Source organism: Ancylobacter polymorphus (assembly GCF_022836935.1).
Taxonomy (GTDB): Bacteria; Pseudomonadota; Alphaproteobacteria; order Rhizobiales; family Xanthobacteraceae; genus Ancylobacter; species Ancylobacter polymorphus_A.
Genome location: NZ_CP083239.1, coordinates 710,473 through 726,793 on the forward strand (window position 1 = coordinate 710,473; position 16,321 = coordinate 726,793).

Annotated in this window: 14 protein-coding genes; 8 read left to right on the forward strand and 6 right to left on the reverse strand. The window is 70.1% G+C overall.

Annotated features, from left to right (window positions below; translation table 11 throughout):
- The first annotated feature begins 446 nt into the window (after positions 1–446).
- A complete protein-coding gene (gene hrpB / locus K9D25_RS03405; protein ID WP_244379255.1) occupies positions 447–2,939 on the forward strand; it encodes an ATP-dependent helicase HrpB in 2,493 nt (830 codons plus the stop codon).
- 181 nt (positions 2,940–3,120) lie between these two features.
- On the forward strand, positions 3,121–3,339 hold the full coding sequence (locus K9D25_RS03410) for a hypothetical protein (protein ID WP_244379257.1): 219 nt from the start codon (positions 3,121–3,123) through the stop codon (positions 3,337–3,339).
- 31 nt (positions 3,340–3,370) lie between these two features.
- On the opposite strand, the gene K9D25_RS03415 is transcribed toward K9D25_RS03410, so the two are convergent.
- On the reverse strand, positions 3,371–4,690 hold the full coding sequence (locus K9D25_RS03415) for a hemolysin family protein (RefSeq protein WP_244379259.1): 1,320 nt from the start codon (positions 4,688–4,690) through the stop codon (positions 3,371–3,373).
- Positions 4,691–4,848: 158 nt separating this feature from the next.
- On the opposite strand from K9D25_RS03415, the gene aroC reads away from it, so the two are divergent.
- The 3 genes from aroC to K9D25_RS03430 all read left to right on the forward strand — a co-directional run bounded on the left by aroC (position 4,849) and on the right by K9D25_RS03430 (position 9,024).
- On the forward strand, positions 4,849–5,961 hold the full coding sequence (aroC, locus tag K9D25_RS03420; RefSeq protein WP_244379261.1) for a chorismate synthase: 1,113 nt from the start codon (positions 4,849–4,851) through the stop codon (positions 5,959–5,961).
- 789 nt (positions 5,962–6,750) lie between these two features.
- Positions 6,751–8,055, forward strand: a complete 1,305-nt coding sequence (gene ribB, locus K9D25_RS03425) for a 3,4-dihydroxy-2-butanone-4-phosphate synthase (RefSeq protein WP_244379263.1) — start codon at positions 6,751–6,753, stop codon at positions 8,053–8,055.
- A gap of 162 nt (positions 8,056–8,217) precedes the next feature.
- Positions 8,218–9,024 (forward strand): DUF1194 domain-containing protein, encoded by an 807-nt coding sequence (locus tag K9D25_RS03430; protein ID WP_244379264.1) that lies wholly within the window; start codon positions 8,218–8,220, stop codon positions 9,022–9,024.
- Positions 9,025–9,030: 6 nt separating this feature from the next.
- Here K9D25_RS03430 and K9D25_RS03435 read toward each other — a convergent pair whose 3' ends face one another.
- The 3 genes from K9D25_RS03435 to dxs form a co-directional block, all read right to left on the reverse strand.
- On the reverse strand, positions 9,031–10,290 hold the full coding sequence (locus tag K9D25_RS03435; RefSeq protein WP_244379265.1) for a class I SAM-dependent RNA methyltransferase: 1,260 nt from the start codon (positions 10,288–10,290) through the stop codon (positions 9,031–9,033).
- A 159-nt stretch (positions 10,291–10,449) separates the two neighbouring features.
- Positions 10,450–11,205, reverse strand: a complete 756-nt coding sequence (locus tag K9D25_RS03440; RefSeq protein ID WP_244379266.1) for a TlyA family RNA methyltransferase — start codon at positions 11,203–11,205, stop codon at positions 10,450–10,452.
- Between the two features lie 18 nt (positions 11,206–11,223).
- A complete protein-coding gene (gene dxs / locus K9D25_RS03445; RefSeq protein ID WP_244379268.1) occupies positions 11,224–13,146 on the reverse strand; it encodes a 1-deoxy-D-xylulose-5-phosphate synthase in 1,923 nt (640 codons plus the stop codon).
- A 208-nt stretch (positions 13,147–13,354) separates the two neighbouring features.
- Here dxs and K9D25_RS03450 point away from each other — a divergent pair, with 208 nt between their 5' ends.
- Genes K9D25_RS03450 through K9D25_RS03460 form a run of 3 tightly spaced genes read left to right on the forward strand, consistent with a single transcriptional unit; the run spans position 13,355 to position 15,557 of the window.
- Entirely contained in the window at positions 13,355–14,686 is a 1,332-nt protein-coding gene (locus tag K9D25_RS03450) for a hypothetical protein (protein ID WP_244379269.1), read from the forward strand.
- A gap of 15 nt (positions 14,687–14,701) precedes the next feature.
- On the forward strand, positions 14,702–15,289 hold the full coding sequence (locus K9D25_RS03455) for a protein-S-isoprenylcysteine O-methyltransferase (protein ID WP_244379270.1): 588 nt from the start codon (positions 14,702–14,704) through the stop codon (positions 15,287–15,289).
- A 16-nt stretch (positions 15,290–15,305) separates the two neighbouring features.
- Entirely contained in the window at positions 15,306–15,557 is a 252-nt protein-coding gene (locus tag K9D25_RS03460) for a DUF1272 domain-containing protein (protein WP_244379271.1), read from the forward strand.
- Here K9D25_RS03460 and K9D25_RS03465 read toward each other — a convergent pair.
- Both K9D25_RS03465 and K9D25_RS03470 read right to left on the reverse strand, forming a co-directional pair.
- Positions 15,523–15,984: a DUF1284 domain-containing protein gene (locus K9D25_RS03465; RefSeq protein WP_244379272.1), complete on the reverse strand. Its 462-nt coding sequence runs from the start codon at positions 15,982–15,984 to the stop codon at positions 15,523–15,525. The two genes, K9D25_RS03460 and K9D25_RS03465, sit on opposite strands and share 35 nt — an antisense overlap.
- 28 nt (positions 15,985–16,012) lie before the next feature.
- Positions 16,013–16,258 carry an exodeoxyribonuclease VII small subunit gene (locus K9D25_RS03470; protein WP_244379273.1) on the reverse strand — a complete coding sequence of 82 codons (246 nt, stop codon included), beginning with the start codon at positions 16,256–16,258 and terminating at the stop codon, positions 16,013–16,015.
- Positions 16,259–16,321 lie beyond the last annotated feature (63 nt).

The following is a 16,321-nucleotide window of genomic DNA, read 5'->3' on the forward strand; positions in this document are numbered from 1 at the left end:
CGCAATCTGTGAGGGGAGGGCGCGGGCCGGAAGGTCGGCGCCCTTCGCGCGTCCTGTCCCGGGAATCCGGCGGCGCCGTACTGCACCGCTGAAAAGCCTGGGCGACCTTCCGCCTCCCTCATCCCCGGGCTTGACCCGGGGACCCAGCCTTCCCAGTAGCACCCGGCCAAAAGCCTGGGTGGCCGGGTCAAGCCCGGTCGTGAGGGCACGGAAACGGCCTCGCGGCCCCAACCCAAGCAACGTCATCCCAAGGATGCCCGGCCAGCGGCCGGGCCTCGGAGGAGGCGCGCCGGGGCGCACCGAACGGACCATCCTTCGAGGCCGCCTGCGGCGGCGCCTCAGGATGACGGCGCGCCGAGACGCGCGGGGCGTCGCGGCCGAGATGCCGGAACGACCCACCCGCCGGACAGTTCCGCAATCGACCCGGCGGCTGTATAGCCCTGCCCATGCCGCCGCCCCTCTCGCCCCTCCCCATCGACGACGCCCTGCCGGAACTCACCGCCGCCCTGCGCGCGGGCGCGTCCGCCGTGCTCGTCGCCCCGCCCGGCGCGGGCAAGACCACGCGGGTGCCGCTGGCGCTGCTCGGCGAGCCCTGGGTGGCGGGGCGGAAAATCCTCGTGCTGGAGCCGCGCCGCCTCGCCGCCCGCGCCGCCGCCACGCGCATGGCGCAGACGCTGGGCGAGGAGGCCGGGCAGACGGTCGGCTACCGCGCCCGTTTCGGCTCCAAGGTGGGGCGCGCCACCCGCATCGAGGTGATAACCGAAGGCATCTTCACCCGCATGATGCTGGACGACCCGGAACTTTCCGAGGTCGCCGCCGTGCTGTTCGACGAGTTCCATGAGCGCAGCCTCGACGCCGATCTCGGCCTCGCTCTGGCGCTCGACGCGCAGGGCGCGCTGCGCGAGGATTTGCGGCTCCTGGTGATGTCCGCGACGCTGGACGGCGCCCGCGTCGCCCGGCTGCTCGCCGGCGCGCCGGTCATCGAGAGCCTCGGCCGCGCCTTCCCGGTGGCAACGCGCTATGCCGGCCGGGTGCCGGGCGCGCCGGTGGAGCGGCAAATGGCCGATCTCATCGCCCGCGCGCTGCGCGAAGAGACGGGCTCGCTGCTCGCCTTCCTGCCCGGCGCGTCTGAGATCCGCCGCACCGAGCGCTTTCTGCGCGAGATGGTCCACGACCCCGCGCTCGACATCGCCCCGCTCTACGGCGCCCTCCCCCCGACCGAGCAGGACCGCGCCATCGCCCCGGCGCCCAAAGGCCGGCGCAAGGTGGTGCTCGCCACCTCCATCGCCGAGACCAGCCTCACCATCGAGGGCGTGCGCGTCGTCATCGACAGCGGCCTCGCCCGGGTGCCCCGCTTCGAGCCCGGCGTCGGCCTCACCCGGCTGGAAACGGTGCGGGTGTCGCGCGCCGCCGCCGACCAGCGGCGCGGCCGCGCCGGGCGCACCGAGCCCGGCGTGTGCCTGCGGCTGTGGAGCGAACCGGAAACCGCGAGCCTGCCGGCCTTCGCCACGCCGGAAATCCTCGCCGCCGATCTCTCCCGCCTCGTGCTCGACCTCGCCGTGTGGGGCGTGCGCGATCCCGCCAGCCTCGCCTTTCTTGATCCGCCGCCCACCCCAGCGGTGACGGAGGCGAAGGCGCTGCTGACGGCGCTCGGCGCCTTTGACGCCGACGGGCAGGTGAGCCCGCTCGGCCGCGCCATGGCCCGGCTGCCGCTGGAACCGCGCCTCGCCCGCATGGTGATCGAGGGCGCGCGGCGCGGCGCGGGCGAAGAAGCGGCGCGCATCGCCGCCCTCGTGTCCGAGCGCGGCCTCGGCGGCGACGCGCCCGACCTCGCGCACCGGCTGATGGATTTTTCCCGCGACCGCTCCCGCCGCGCGGAGGAGGCGCGCCGTCTGGCGGAGCGCTGGGCCGGCGAGGCGGAACGGCAGGTAGCGGGGGTGCGCGGGGCGGGGACGCGGGCGGCGGGCGACGCCCCCTCCCCCGCTGTGCTGCTGGCGCTGGCCTTTCCTGACCGCGTGGCCCGCGGGCGCGGCGACGGGCGGCGCTTCGTGCTGGCGAATGGGCGCGGCGCAGCGATCGACCCCGCCACCGCACTCGCCCGCGCCCGCTTCCTCGCCGTCGCCGAACTCACCGGCACGGCGGACGAGGCCCGCATCCTGCTCGCCGCCGAGCTGACCGAAGCCGAGATCGAGGCCGAATTCGGCGACGCCATCACCGAGGGCGTGGAAACGGCGTTCGACCCCGCCGCGGGCGCGCTGCGCGCGCGCCACATCCGCCGGCTCGGCGCGCTGGTGCTGGCGGAGCGCACCGCGCCGCTCAAACCCGGGCCGGAGACCGCGCGGGCGCTGGCCCGTGCCGCCGCCGCGCGCGGGCTGGAGCGGCTCGCCTGGTCCGAGGCGCAGCGGCAATGGCTGGACCGTGCGCGCTTTCTCCACGCCAGCGCGCCGGACCTCTGGCCGGACCTTGGCTGGGAGACACTGGCCGCCACCGCCGAGGACTGGCTGGCCCCGGCGCTGGGCGATGTCACCTCGTTCGGGGCTGTCACCGCCGACCGGCTCGGCCAGGCGCTCTCCGGCCTGCTGCCCTGGGAGCTGTCGCGCGGCATGGAAGCGGCGGCGCCCACCCATTACGAGGTGCCGACCGGCTCGCGCCTGCCCATCGACTACGCCGCCGAGGGCGGGCCGACGCTGCATGTGCGGGTGCAGGAACTGTTCGGCCTCACCACCCACCCCAGCATCGCCGGCGGGCGGGTGCCGCTGATCCTGTCGCTGCTCTCCCCGGCGCACCGGCCGATCCAGCTCACCCGCGACCTGCCGGCCTTCTGGGCCGGCTCCTGGCGCGATGTGCGCGCGGAGATGCGCGGGCGCTACCCGCGCCACCCCTGGCCGGAAGACCCGGCGCAGGCCGAGCCGACAAGGCGGGCGAAGCCGCGCGGCTGAATTCCTTGCCGCGACAAAGTATTAACCATGCCGTTCCGGCAAACATTAACCACAGACCAAGAGGATGAGCGCGCAAGGCTGGCTTTAACGCGTGGTCAAGGTGTGAGGCGCAAGCTGACCCCACAACAAAATCTGTCCCAAGACAGATGTCACGTGGATGATTTCAAGCAGAGACAGGCCCATGCGCGAAATGGTGGAACGGGAAATGGTCGGGCAGTCGATGGCATCGCGCCGTCGCACCGCCGTCGCACGCCGCCCCCAGGGCACAGGCCTTGAATATGGCCTGATCGCCGCCGCGCTCGCGGTCGCCATCGTCACCGTCGTCGTCGGCGTCGGCACCCGCTATGGCGGGCTGCCGACGGCCACGTCGGCGGTCTCGGTCGATGTGATGGTGCGCTGAAGCGCGGCAGAGCACGTTTTTCCGATCAGGTTCAGCCCAAAAGCGGCGCCCGCCGGCGCGGCACCACGGCGCGCTGCACCAGCAGCTTGTCGACGCGCCGTCCGTCCATGTCCACCACCTCGAAGCGCCAGCCCATGGATTCGAAGGCAGCGCCCTCCTGCGGCAGCGCCTTGAGTTCATGCAGCACCAGGCCGGCGGCGGTGTGGAAGCCGGCGTCCTGCGGCAGCTGGATGCCGAGCACCTCGGCGAGTTCGTCCACCGGCGTGGAGCCGGCGACGAGATAGCTGCCATCGGCGCGTTCCACCACATCGGGCTTGGCAAGGCCCGCCTCGTCCAGCACCACCGTGCCGGCGATGGCGTCGAGCAGGTCGGCAGGGGTGAGGATGCCGACCATCGAGCCATATTCGTCCACCACCAGCGCCAGCGGCGATTCCGCATGGCGCAGCACCTTCATCGCGTCGAGCGCGCCGGCGGTCTCCACCAGCACGGCGGCGGGCTTCACCAGGCGGCGCGGGTCCGGCGTCTCGCCATTGAGATAGGCTTCGAGCAGGTCGCGAATGTCGATGACGCCGACGCTCTCCTCCGGCGTGCCCTCGCAGGCCGGCATGCGGGTGTGGCGGGTCTCGCGAATGGTCTGGCGCACGGCGTCGGGGTCGTCGGTGAGGTCGATCCAGTCGACATCGGTGCGCGGCGTCATCACCGCGCGCACCGGCCGGTCGGCGAGGCGCATCACGCCCGCGATCATCTTGCGCTCGTCGGGGTCGATGACGCCCGCCGTCTCCGCCTCCATCACGATGGCGCGGATTTCCTCGTCGGTGACGTTGTTCTCCTCGCCCTTGCCGTGCTCGCCGAGCAGGCGCAGCACGAGGCGGGAGGAAATGTCGAGCAGCCACACCGCCGGCGCGCCGATGCGGGCCAGCATCACCATGCCCGGCGCCACCAGGCTCGCGAGCTTTTCCGGGCTCTGCAGAGCGAGGCGCTTGGGGATGAGTTCGCCGATGATCAGCGAGATATAGGTGATCGCCGCCACCACGAGCGAATAGCCGAGGCCGCCGGCAAGGCCGGGCGACATGCCCTGTTGCTGCAGCCATTCGCCCAGCATGGTGCCGAGCGTGGCGCCGGAGAAGGCGCCGGCCAGAATGCCGATCAGGGTGATGCCGATCTGCACGGTGGAGAGGAAGCGGCCGGGGTCGGCGGCGAGCTGCAGCGCCATGCGGGCGCCGCGGGAGCCGGCATCGGCCATGGAGCGCAGGCGGGCCGGGCGGGCGGAGACGACGGAAAGCTCGGCCATGGCGAGCACGCCATTGATCAGGACGAGCAGGACGACGACGGCGATTTCAAAAAGGGGCATCGGCTCGGGGTTGGCAATCAGGGATCGCAATGATGTAGCACGATTGGTCGCATTCTCCATGGCGCTCAACGGTCGGAGGGTGCGGCGCCGCGTTTGACGCCCGCCGCGCGGGCGCCTAGAAGCGCCGTGACCCCTCCCCTGCCGCCGGCGGAACCGCTATGTCCTTCAACAGTTTCGGCCATCTCTTCCGTGTCACCACCTTCGGCGAGAGCCATGGCCCGGCGATTGGCGGGGTGATCGACGGCTGCCCGCCCGGCCTCCGCTTCCGGCTGGAGGAGGTGCAGGCCGCGCTCGACCGCCGCCGCCCCGGCCAGTCGCGCTTCACCACCCAGCGCCGCGAGCCGGACGAGGTGAAGATCCTCTCCGGCACGCTGGCCGAGGAGGACGGCACGCTTATTTCCACCGGCACGCCGATCGCCTTCCTCATCGAGAATGTCGACCAGCGCTCCAAGGATTATTCGGCGATTTCCGAGAGCTACCGCCCCGGCCATGCCGATTATGCCTATGACGTGAAATACGGCCTGCGCGACCCTCGCGGCGGCGGGCGCTCCTCCGCGCGCGAGACGGCGGTGCGCGTCGCCGCCGGCGCCATCGCCGCCAAGGTGCTGCCTGGCGTGACCATCACCGGCGCGCTGGTGCAGATGGGCGAGATCGGCATCGACCGGGCGAACTGGGACAGCGCCGAGATCGGCAGCAACCCGTTCTTCTGCCCGGACGCGCAGGCCGCCGCGCGCATGGCGGACTATCTCGACGGCATCCGCAAATCCGGCTCCTCGGTGGGCGCGGTGATCGAGGTGGTGGCGGAAGGCGTGCCGCCGGGCCTCGGCGCCCCGCTCTATGGCAAGCTCGACGCCGACCTCGCGGCGGCGCTGATGAGCATCAACGCGGTGAAGGGCGTGGAGATCGGCGAGGGCTTCGCCAGCGCCACGCTCACCGGCGAGGACAATGCCGACGAGATGCGCATAGGCAATGACGGCCGCCCGGTCTTCCTCGCCAACCATGCCGGCGGCATTCTCGGCGGCATTTCCACCGGCCAGCCGGTGGTGGTGCGGTTCGCGGTGAAGCCCACCTCCTCCATCCTCACCCCGCGCCGCACGGTGACGCGCCATGGTGAAGACGCGGAGATCGTCACCAAGGGAAGGCACGACCCCTGCGTCGGCATCCGCGCCGTGCCGGTGGGCGAGGCGATGGTGGCCTGCGTGCTCGCCGACCATTTCCTGCGCCATCGCGGGCAGGTCGGCACGCCGCCCGTATGGCCGTTCCCGCGCTGAGGCCGGCGCTTGCGGCCGGTGGCAGCGAAGGGGCAGCATTCATCGCCAAGCGTCGTCATCCCGGCCGAAGCGCAGCGAAGAGCCGGGATCGCTCTCCAATGTCGGCACGATGTCAGCACGATCCCGGATCGGCCTGACGGCCGTCCGGGATGACGGCGCGGGAACAGGAGGCGGCCACGGCATTTACGCTCGACCTCATCGAGGAATAAAATCCTAGACACGCCCCATTTTCTCTGCCATCCTTGCCCCACCTCATCCCGACGAAGGGGGCGCAACCGGAGCGGCCGGCTCGCGCGGGGTGGGGGGCGGTGGCCGAGCAGCGGGGATAACGCACCCCAAGGCCCGGCGGCCCAAGCCATGCGTCCCCGGTCGGTCTTCCCACCGGCCACGGGGCGACGCGCGCCGACCCGTCCGCAAGGGCGTGCCGGCGCGTCAAGCACCCCACAGGGGAGGATAGAAAGCGACAGTCCTCCCGGGCGCGCATGGAGCAAGCCTAGAAACACCGCGTTGCGGGGCGCCGGAGGCGGCGCGTCGGACGGTTGAAGACCTGCTTGCACCACCTTTTCACACACGGTGCAGGCGACCGCCGGGGTTTCCGCCCCGGCGCCCCGCACGCCCCTTTTCGGGGCGGCAGGCGACGTGCCGGCCCGCAGCCCCGCGCCCGAACCGGCGACGGGGTGCTTCACGCTGCCTGCTTTGCCGCGTGGCCCGCGCCCCCTCTTTCAGTATTACTGAAAGCTCCGCATCTTTTCATTGCGGACGAAAGCAGGACGGCCTAGCCTGTCGGTCATGAAACTCGCGGACTGGCTCACCACCTCAGGCACGACCAAGAGCGCCTTCGCGCGCGCCGTCGGCCTGTCGCCCGCCAGCATCACCGCGCTGTGCAAGGACGAGACGGCCTGGATTTCCCGGGAAGCGGGCGCGCGCATCGCCGCCGCCACCGGCGGCGCGGTGACGCCGAACGATTTCCTCGGGCTGGCGAGCGTGGAAGCGACCTTCATGAGCGATAATCTGCAGGCCCGCGTCGAAGCGGCCATCGAAGCCTTTGCCCGTGGCGAGATGCTCGTCGTCACCGACGATGACGACCGCGAGAACGAAGGCGACCTCATCGTCGCCGCCCAGTTCGCGACGGCGGAAAAGCTCGCCTTCATCGTGCGCCACACCTCGGGGATCGTCTGCACCCCGCTCACCGCCGAGCACGCCAAGCGGCTGCGGCTCAACCCGATGGTGACGGATAACGACGCCCCGCACGCCACCGCCTTCACCATCTCGGTGGACTACCGCCACGGCACCACCACGGGCATTTCCGCCGAGGACCGCACCGCCACCGTGCGCGGCCTCGCCAACCCCAATGCCGGCGCGGTGGATTTCGTCCGCCCCGGCCACATCTTCCCGCTCATCGCCAAGGAAGGCGGCGTGCTCATCCGCTCCGGCCACACCGAGGCGGCGGTGGATCTGTGCCGCCTCGCCAATCTGGAGCCGGTCGGCGTCATCTGCGAGCTGGTCAATGACGACGGCACGGTGATGCGCGGGCCGAAGGTCACGGACTTCGCCGCCGCGCACAAGCTCACCCGCATTTCGGTGGCCGATCTCATCGCCTATCGCCAGCTGCGCGAGAAGCTGGTGAGCCGCACCGCCGAATTCGCCGCGCCCACCATCGTCGGCGAGATGCACGCCATTTCCTATGTCACGCCGTTCGAGCCGGTGAACCATATCGCCCTCGTCTACGGCAAGATCGGCGACGGGCGCGACGTGCTGGTACGGCTGCACCGGGCCGACCCGATTGGCGACGTGTTCACCGGCGGCAAGGCGCTGCGCGCCTCGCTGGAGCGCATCAAGGCGGAAGGGCGCGGCGTGCTGGTCTATCTGCGCGACGGCACGACCGGCGTGCCGGTGTCCACCGTCGGCGGCGAGGACAAGATCGAAACCGCCAAGCTGCGCGACCAAAACTGGCGCGAGGTCGGCCTCGGCGCACAGATCCTGCGCGATCTCGGCATTTCCTCCATCCGCCTGCTGGCGTCGCGCGCGCGCACCTATGTCGGCGTCGCCGGCTTCGGCATCGAAATCCTCGGCACGGAGATGCTGGACGGCTGACGGCAGCGGGCGCGGGCGCTACCCCGGTAGCGAACGCTCACGCGAACGGCATCGGCTCGGCGCTTCTGCCTGCACTTTCGGCTTCTGGCCGGGCAAGGCTCGTGTCACCATCGTGACGACGCGTCTCTGACACGTCGAGACCCGTCAAGGACGGAGGTCGCGATGGCGTGCATGTGTGCCTTTGCCGCCCTGGCCGCGGCCTTTCTGGGTGTGAGCGCACCGGCCCTCGCCCGCGCCGACACGATCGTCGATGTCGAATTGGTGCTGGCGGTCGACGTGTCCTACTCCATGGACCTCGACGAACTCGCGCTGCAGCGCGAGGGCTATATCGCCGCCGTCACCTCGCCGGAATTCCTCAATGCGCTGCGGCTCGGCCCGCATGGCCGCGTCGCCATCGCCTATGTCGAATGGGCGGGGGCGGACGAGCAGAAGCTGGTGGTCGACTGGATGCTGATCGGCAGCCCCGGCGAGGCCCGCGCCTTCGCCGACGCGATCAGCCGGGCACCGTTGCGGCGCGTCTACCGCACCTCCATTTCCAGCGCCATGACCTTCGGTGCCGACCTGATGGAGGGCAACGGCATTCGTGGCCTGCGGCGCGTGATCGACATATCGGGCGACGGCACCAATAATCAGGGGCCGCTGGTGGATGTCACCCGCGACGCGGTGGTGGCGCGCGGCATCACCATTAACGGCCTGCCGCTGATGCTGAAGGAAGCCAGCGGCTCGCTGCTCGATATTGGCGACCTCGACATCTATTATGAGGACTGCGTGATCGGCGGGCCGGGCGCTTTTGTCATTCCCGTGCGCGGCACGCACGAATTCGCCGACGCCATCAAGACCAAGCTGGTGCTGGAAATCGCCGGCGTCCGCCCGCCCCCCGCGCCGCTTGTGCGGCCCGCCTCCGCCGCCGAGCCGCGCGTGTCCTGCTCCATCGGCGAGCGCATGTGGATGGAGCGCTGGGGCAATTGACGCCGCTCAGCGCCGGAACACACCCACCACTTCCACATGCGAGGAATAGAGGAACTGGTCGACCGGGGTGACGCGCTCCAGCCGGTAGCCGCCTTCGGCAAGGATCTGCGCGTCGCGCGCGAAGGTGACGGGGTCGCAGGAGACGCCGATCACCAGCGGCACCGCGCTCGCCGCCAGCTGGCGCGCCTGCGCCTCCGCTCCCTGGCGCGGGGGATCGAACACCGCGACATCCACGCCTTTCATCTCCTGCGCCAGCAGCGGCCGGCGGAACAGGTCCCGCACCTCGCCGGCCAGCGGCTTGAGCCCCGCCGCCCCCCGCACCGCCTTGTTCAGCGCCTCGATGGCAGTGGCGGAGGATTCATAGGCGCTCACCCGCACCCGCTCGGCCAGCCGCAGGGCGAAGGTGCCGACGCCGGAGAACAGGTCCACCGCCCGCGCCGCGCCGCGCGCGCCATCGACGGCTTCCATGACCAAATGCGCCAGCGCCGCCTCCCCCGCCGCCGTCGCCTGCAGGAACGACCCCGGCGGCAGGGCCACCCGCGCACGGCCCATGGTGAGCAGTGGCGGCTCGCGCTGCAGCACCAGTTCGCCATGGCGGGTGAGACGCGCCAGCCGGTGCGCACCCGCGATCTGCGCCAGAGCGGCGACGCGGTCCGGCTTCAACGGGCCGCTGCCGCGCACATCCATGTCGAGCCCGGTTTCGGTGGCCGTTACCTGAATGTCGAGCGGCTTGGCCAGCGGCACCAGTTCCTGCGCCACCGCCCACGCCGCCGCCAGCGCACCGTCGAGTCCCGGCGCCAGAATGGGGCAGGCATCGATGGCCACCACCGCGTGGCTGCGCCGTCCGGCAAAGCCGACCGCCAGCGTGTCACGCCCTTTCGGCGCGCTGCCGCCGGTGCCCCGGGCGTGGAAAGTCGCCCGGCGACGCCCGTCGCCATGCGCGGGGAGCAGCGGCGCCACCTCGGTGGCAAGCCCGGCCCGCGCCAGCGCCTCGACCACAAGGCTGCGTTTCCAGGTTTCATAGGGCGCCGGCGCCCAGTGCTGGAGCGCGCAGCCGCCGCACAGACCGACATGCGGGCAGATTGGCTCCACGCGCTCCGGGCTCGGTGTGCGGATCGCCAGCAGCTGCGCGCGGTCATTTTCGCGTGCCACTTCCACCACCTCGCCGGGCAGAGTCAGCGGCACGAAGACCGGCCCCTCCGGCGTGTCGGCAATGCCATCGCCACGGTGGCCCAGGCGGTCGATCTCCAGCGTGACGACCTTCATGCGGGAAGCAGCTCCATCATGCGTCATAATTCAGGGAAAATGGCTCGCTTGTCTCGGCTCTGGTCGATCAATATCGGCACCGTTCGGGCGTCGCGGCCGGACTGTTTCTGGGCTCGCCCGTCTGGGCCGCCTCTGCATCGGTGTCTGCCTGCTGATGCTTCACGCCGCCCGCGCCGCCACGAGCAGATACTCCTCGTTGCCGTCGCCGCCGAGAATAGGCGATGGCAGACGGTGCAACACCTGCCAGCCGTGATCCTGCAAGAGTGCAACGACCCGCTCGACCGCGTCGCTGCGGGCCCCTGCATCCTTCACGATCCCGCCCTTCGACAGCTTGTCGCGCCCCACCTCGAACTGCGGCTTCACCAGCGCCACGAGATGCGCCTTCGGGGCGGCATGCCGAAGCGCCGCAGGCAACACCTGTTGCAGCGAGATAAACGACACGTCGATGGAGATCATTCCCGCAGGCGGCACCGCTCCGGGAGAGAGGCCACGTATGTCGGTGCCTTCCAGCGACACCACGCGCGGGTCATCCCGCAGTCGCGCGTGCAATTGCCCATGGCCGACATCCACCGCATGCACACGCGCTGCTCCGCGTGCCAGTAGCACCTCACTGAAGCCGCCGGTGGATGCGCCGACATCGAGCGCCTCCACGCCCTCGACGGCAAGCCCCGCCGTGTCCAGCGCCGCCTCCAGCTTCAATCCCGCCCGCGACACCCATTCATAGGCTTCGCGCGCCGCGATCGCGGCATTGGCGGCGATGGTTTCCGAAGCCTTGGAGACCTGCTTTCCATCGGCGGTGACGAGCCCGGCGGCAATGGCCGCCTGCGCCCGGGCGCGGCTATCGAAGAAGCCTCGCGCCACCAGCACGCGGTCGGCGCGGTCACGGCCGTCGGGAGGGGAAGGGGGCGACACCATGCCGGGCGCGCGGCCGGATCAGCCGCGCAGCAGCGCGAGCGCGGCTTCTTCCTCGCGGCCCAGTGCATTGAAGACACCGCGCACGATGCCTTCCGCATCAAGGCCGGCCTCGTGCATCTGGCTGGCCGGGGAATCCTGCTCGATGAAACGGTCCGGCAAGGCGAGGGTGCGCACCTTGAGCCCCCGATCCAGCGCACCGGTTTCGGCCAGCAGGGTCAGCACATGGCTGCCAAAGCCGCCGACCGCTCCCTCCTCGACCACGACGAGCACTTCATGCTCACGCGCCAGACGCAGCACCAGATCACGGTCGATCGGCTTGGCGAAGCGGGCATCGGCGACGGTTGTCGACAGGCCGAAGCCGGCGAGCTGGTCGGCGGCACCGAGACAGGCCGCGAGCCGGGTGCCGAGCGACAGCAGGGCGATCTTCGAGCCCTCGCGGACGACCCGCCCGCGCCCGATCTCCAGCGGCGTGCCGCGGGCCGGGCGCTCCACGCCCACGCCCTCGCCTCGGGGATAGCGAAAAGCGATCGGCCCTTCATCAAAGGCCGCAGCGGTGGCGACCATGTGGACGAGCTCCGCCTCATCAGCCGCCGCCATCACCACCATGCCGGGCAGGCTGGCGAGCATCGGCACATCGAAGGCGCCGACATGGGTCGCCCCATCCGCCCCGACGAGGCCGGCGCGGTCGATGGCGAAGCGCACGGGCAGGCGCTGGATCGCCACGTCATGGACGATCTGGTCGTAGGCGCGTTGGAGGAAGGTCGAATAGATCGCGCAGAACGGCTTGTAGCCCTCGGTCGCTAGCCCGGCAGCGAAGGTCACGGCATGCTGCTCGGCGATGCCGACATCGAAAGTGCGGGTGGGAAAGGCCTCGCCGAACAGGTCGAGCCCCGTGCCGGCCGGCATGGCAGCGTTGATGGCGACGATCTTGTCGTCGTGGCGGGCTTCCTCGATCAGGCTGTCGGCGAAAACGCGGGTATAGCTCGGCGCGTTGGACGCGGCCTTCTTCTGCGCCCCCGTGGCGACATCAAAGCGCTGGACGCCGTGATATTTGTCGGCGGAGGCTTCGGCGGGCGGGTAGCCCTTGCCCTTCTGGGTCACGACATGGACCAGCACCGGACCGGTCTCGGCGTCGCGCACATTGCGCAGAATGGGCAGGAGATGGCTCAGATTATGCCCATCGATCGGCCCGACATAATAGAAGCCCAGTTCCTCAAACAGCGTACCGCCGGTCCAGAACCCGCGCGCGAACTCTTCCGCCCGCGCCGCCTGACGGCCGAAGAACTTCGGCAGGCTGCCGGCGAGCTGCTTCGCGGTCTCGCGCAGCGAGCGGTAGGTGCGGCCGGAGAGAAGCCGCGCCAGATAGGCCGACATCGCGCCCACGGGCGGGGCGATCGACATGTCATTGTCATTGAGAATGACGATGAGGCGCGAATCCATCGCCCCGGCATTGTTCATCGCCTCATAGGCCATGCCGGCCGACATCGCGCCGTCGCCGATCACGCAGACCACGTTGCGGGCCTCGCCCGCGAGGTCGCGCGCCACCGCCATGCCGAGCCCGGCAGAGATCGAGGTGGAGGAATGGCCGGCACCGAAGGGATCGTAGACGCTTTCCGCCCGGTTGGTGAAGCCCGAGAGCCCCCCGCCCTGGCGCAGCGTGCGCATGCGCTCGCGCCGGCCGGTGAGAATCTTGTGCGGATAGCACTGGTGCCCGACATCCCAGATCAGCCGGTCATTGGGCGTGTCGAAGACGTGGTGCAGCGCCACGGTCAGCTCAACCACGCCAAGCCCGGCGCCGAGGTGACCGCCGGTTACGGAAACCGCGTCGATCATCTCCTCGCGCAGTTCCGCCGCGATCTGCGGCAACTGCTCCTCCGGCAAGCGGCGCAAATCGGCCGGCTCGCGGATCGTGTCGAGTAGCGGCGTGGAGGGACGGGTCAAGAACGGCTCCGAAAACACATCCGCCGAGGCGCGCACAGGCGCGCGCGCCGCCGAGCGAAGTTCAACGGCATACACAAGGATAGCGAGGGGCGCAACGCACGCCCGCGCGACCGCAAAGGCCAGCCAGCCACGCAACCGCATGTGGAGACAGGACGGACAGACCCAGACGACATTGGCCTCACGCCCCGGCTTACTCTAGAAAAGTGGCATGGAAGCACGAGTCACCGCGACGACGGACAGGGATGACGGACCGGAGGCCGCCACTGCGCGCCCCGCGCCCGATGTCCCCGCCCATGGGGCTGTCGCGGCGCCCGGCGCCGCCCCGCAGGCCGGCCGGACCTTCCGCCGGCTGATGCTGTTCTTCCCCGGTCATGACCCGACCGAAATGGACTATCACCACGGCCGCTTCGCCAATCAGGCCGAGCGCTTCGGCGCATTGTGGTCGGTCCAGGTGAAAGTATCGCCCCGTCTCGACGATGGCGCGCAGCCCTATGCCCGCTGGGAGATCGACGCGAAAGGTCCAAACTGGTCGACCCGTACCGACTACCGAATCCTGCGGTGGGAGGACATCATCCAGACGCTCGATGCCCGGTCCGACCCGGTGCGGCTGTGGCGCGGCTTCGGCGGGCTCGGGGATTTTTTGCGCGGCGGCGCGGCGCGCGGCTATTTCCGCGCCAGCCCCCGCTACGGCGCCTTCTTCTTCTTTCCCTATCTCATCGCCGCGCTGTTCCTCACCGCCGGGCTCGCAGCGGGCGGGCTCGTGCTGTGGGGCGCCGGCCTCGTCCTGCCGGCCCCGCTCGCTTGGGCCGCTGCGCTCGCCGCTGGCATCGCCACCTTCTTCGGCCTCTTCCGCCGGCCGGGGCGCGACTGGCGGCTGCATCAGGCGCTCGACGACTGGGACCTTGCCCGCGACTATCTTCACGATGCCACGCCTGCGGTCGATGCAAGGCTTGACCGCTTCGCCGAGGTGCTGGTGGAGGCGGTGCGCGCCGGCGACCAGGACGAGATCATCCTCGTCGGCCACAGCCTCGGGGCGACGCTGATGCTCGGCGTGATCGACCGGGCGCTGGACCGCTATCCTGGCCTGGCGGAGGGGCCGACGCGGGTGAACCTGCTCACCTGCGGCGCCACCATTCCCAAGCTCGCCCTGCACGCCAAGGGCGGCAAGGTGCGCCGGCAGGCCGCCCGTGTCGCGCAGACCCCGGGCCTTACCTGGGTCGAATATCAGGCGCGGCATGACGCGATCAATTTCTACAAATTCCACCCGGTGACGCTGCGCCGAACCAGCTTTGATCAGCCGGAAGCCAGCCAGCCCCTGCTGCGCAACGCCAACATCAAGGAAATGCTCACCCACGCCAAGCTGAGGCGGCTGCGCTGGCACGCCATGCGGCTGCATTACCAGTTCCTGCTGGCGAACGAGCAGAAGGCGCCCTACGACTATTTTATGTTCGCCCTCGGCCCGCTTGCCTTCGCCGACCTGTCCTCACGCCCGGAGGGCCCGGTCGGTCGCTTCGCGGCGGATGGCTCCCTGATCGCCTGAACCAACGGACGCTTCATGAACCTTCTCCTCGCCGCCAAGATCGTGTGGGCCGCCGGCTGTATCGGCTGGTACGTCATCCGCCTGCCCTTCGAACGCAAGGTGAAGCGCGAGCGCGTCGTCGACGCCCGCGACCGGCTGCGCGAGCTCATTCTGCTCTCCTGCTCCACCGCCGGCCTCGGCATCGTGCCGCTGCTGTGGGCAACCTCGCGGGTGTTCGATTTCGCCAATTATCCCTATTCGGTCCTCCAGTTCGCGCTCGGCACGTTGACCTTCGTCGCGGCGCTGTGGCTGTTCCGCCGCACCCATAAGGACCTCGGCAAGAACTGGTCGGTGACGCTGGAGATCAAGGATACGCACAAGCTGGTCACCGGCGGCGTCTACCGGCATGTGCGCCACCCCATGTACTCGGCCTTCTTCCTGTGGGCGCTGGCGCAGCTGATCCTGATCCCGAACTGGGTCGCCGGCCCGGCGGGGTTCATCGGCTTCGGCATCCTTTACGCCTTCCGCATCGGCCGCGAAGAGAAGATGATGCTGGACACGTTCGGCGATGAATACCGCGCCTACAGCGCCCGCACGGCACGGCTGATCCCAGGCGTTTACTGAAGGAAGGGACGGGCTCATGCTGGAGCTTCGGCCAGGCTGCGAATGCTGCAACCGCGATCTCCCGCCGAGCTCGCGCGAGGCGATGATCTGCACTTTCGAATGCACCTTCTGCGCGGACTGCGCGAGGGCGGTGCTGGGCGGCATCTGCCCCAATTGCGCGGGGGAGCTGGTGCGCCGCCCGGTGCGCCCGCCAACGGCGCTGGCCCGTCATCCGGCCTCGACGGTACGGGTGTTCAATCCGGACTGCCGGAACCGGCAGGCGGGCTGATCCGCACGCCGGCAAGCCGCGTCCCCGCAAACCCCTGCCCGGCGATGTCTGTGCAGAACGCGGCCCACTCGCAGCCGGTGCAGGTGGCTTGCATCGCGCCTTCAGCATAGGCCGCGCGCATCTGCGTCAGCCTTTCGGCGGTCAGGACGATCCGTCCGCCCTGTTCCAGCATCAGGCCCAGCCGTTGCGCGAGTGCGGCGCGGGCCTGCGCATCGCGCTGCGCCACGCTCTCCGTGCGGCAATGGGAGCCCTGCTCCTTGAGCATCGGCGCGCAGATATCATCCGGCCCCTCAACAAGCTCGGCCGGCTCTCCCGCGTTCAGGCGGGCAACGACGCGCCGATAATTGGCGGTGAAGGCGGGCGTGTATCCCCTGCCGACAAAGGTCAGCACACAGAGCAGATGATGGGCGCGCAGGCGCACAGCCATGGGCAGTGCCTCGCGCTGAGGGTCCGGCTTACTCACCGTCCAGCGGCTGGGTGCCGGACGGGCGGCCATCGGCGCCGAGGGTGATCTTTTCGACCCGCGCCTCGGCGTCCTTGAGCAGCGCATCGCAGCGGGCTTTCAGTGCCTCGCCGCGGGCATAGAGCGCGATCGACTCCTCCAGCGGGACATTGCCGCCCTCGAGCTTGGCGACGATGGTCTCCAGTTCCGCGAGCGCCTTTTCAAAGCTCAGCGCGTTCACGTCCGCCGCGTCGGTCATCGCGTTCTCCTTGAGATGAGTCGCGTTCCTTATACAGGGCGCACGCGCCGCACTCACCCCTTC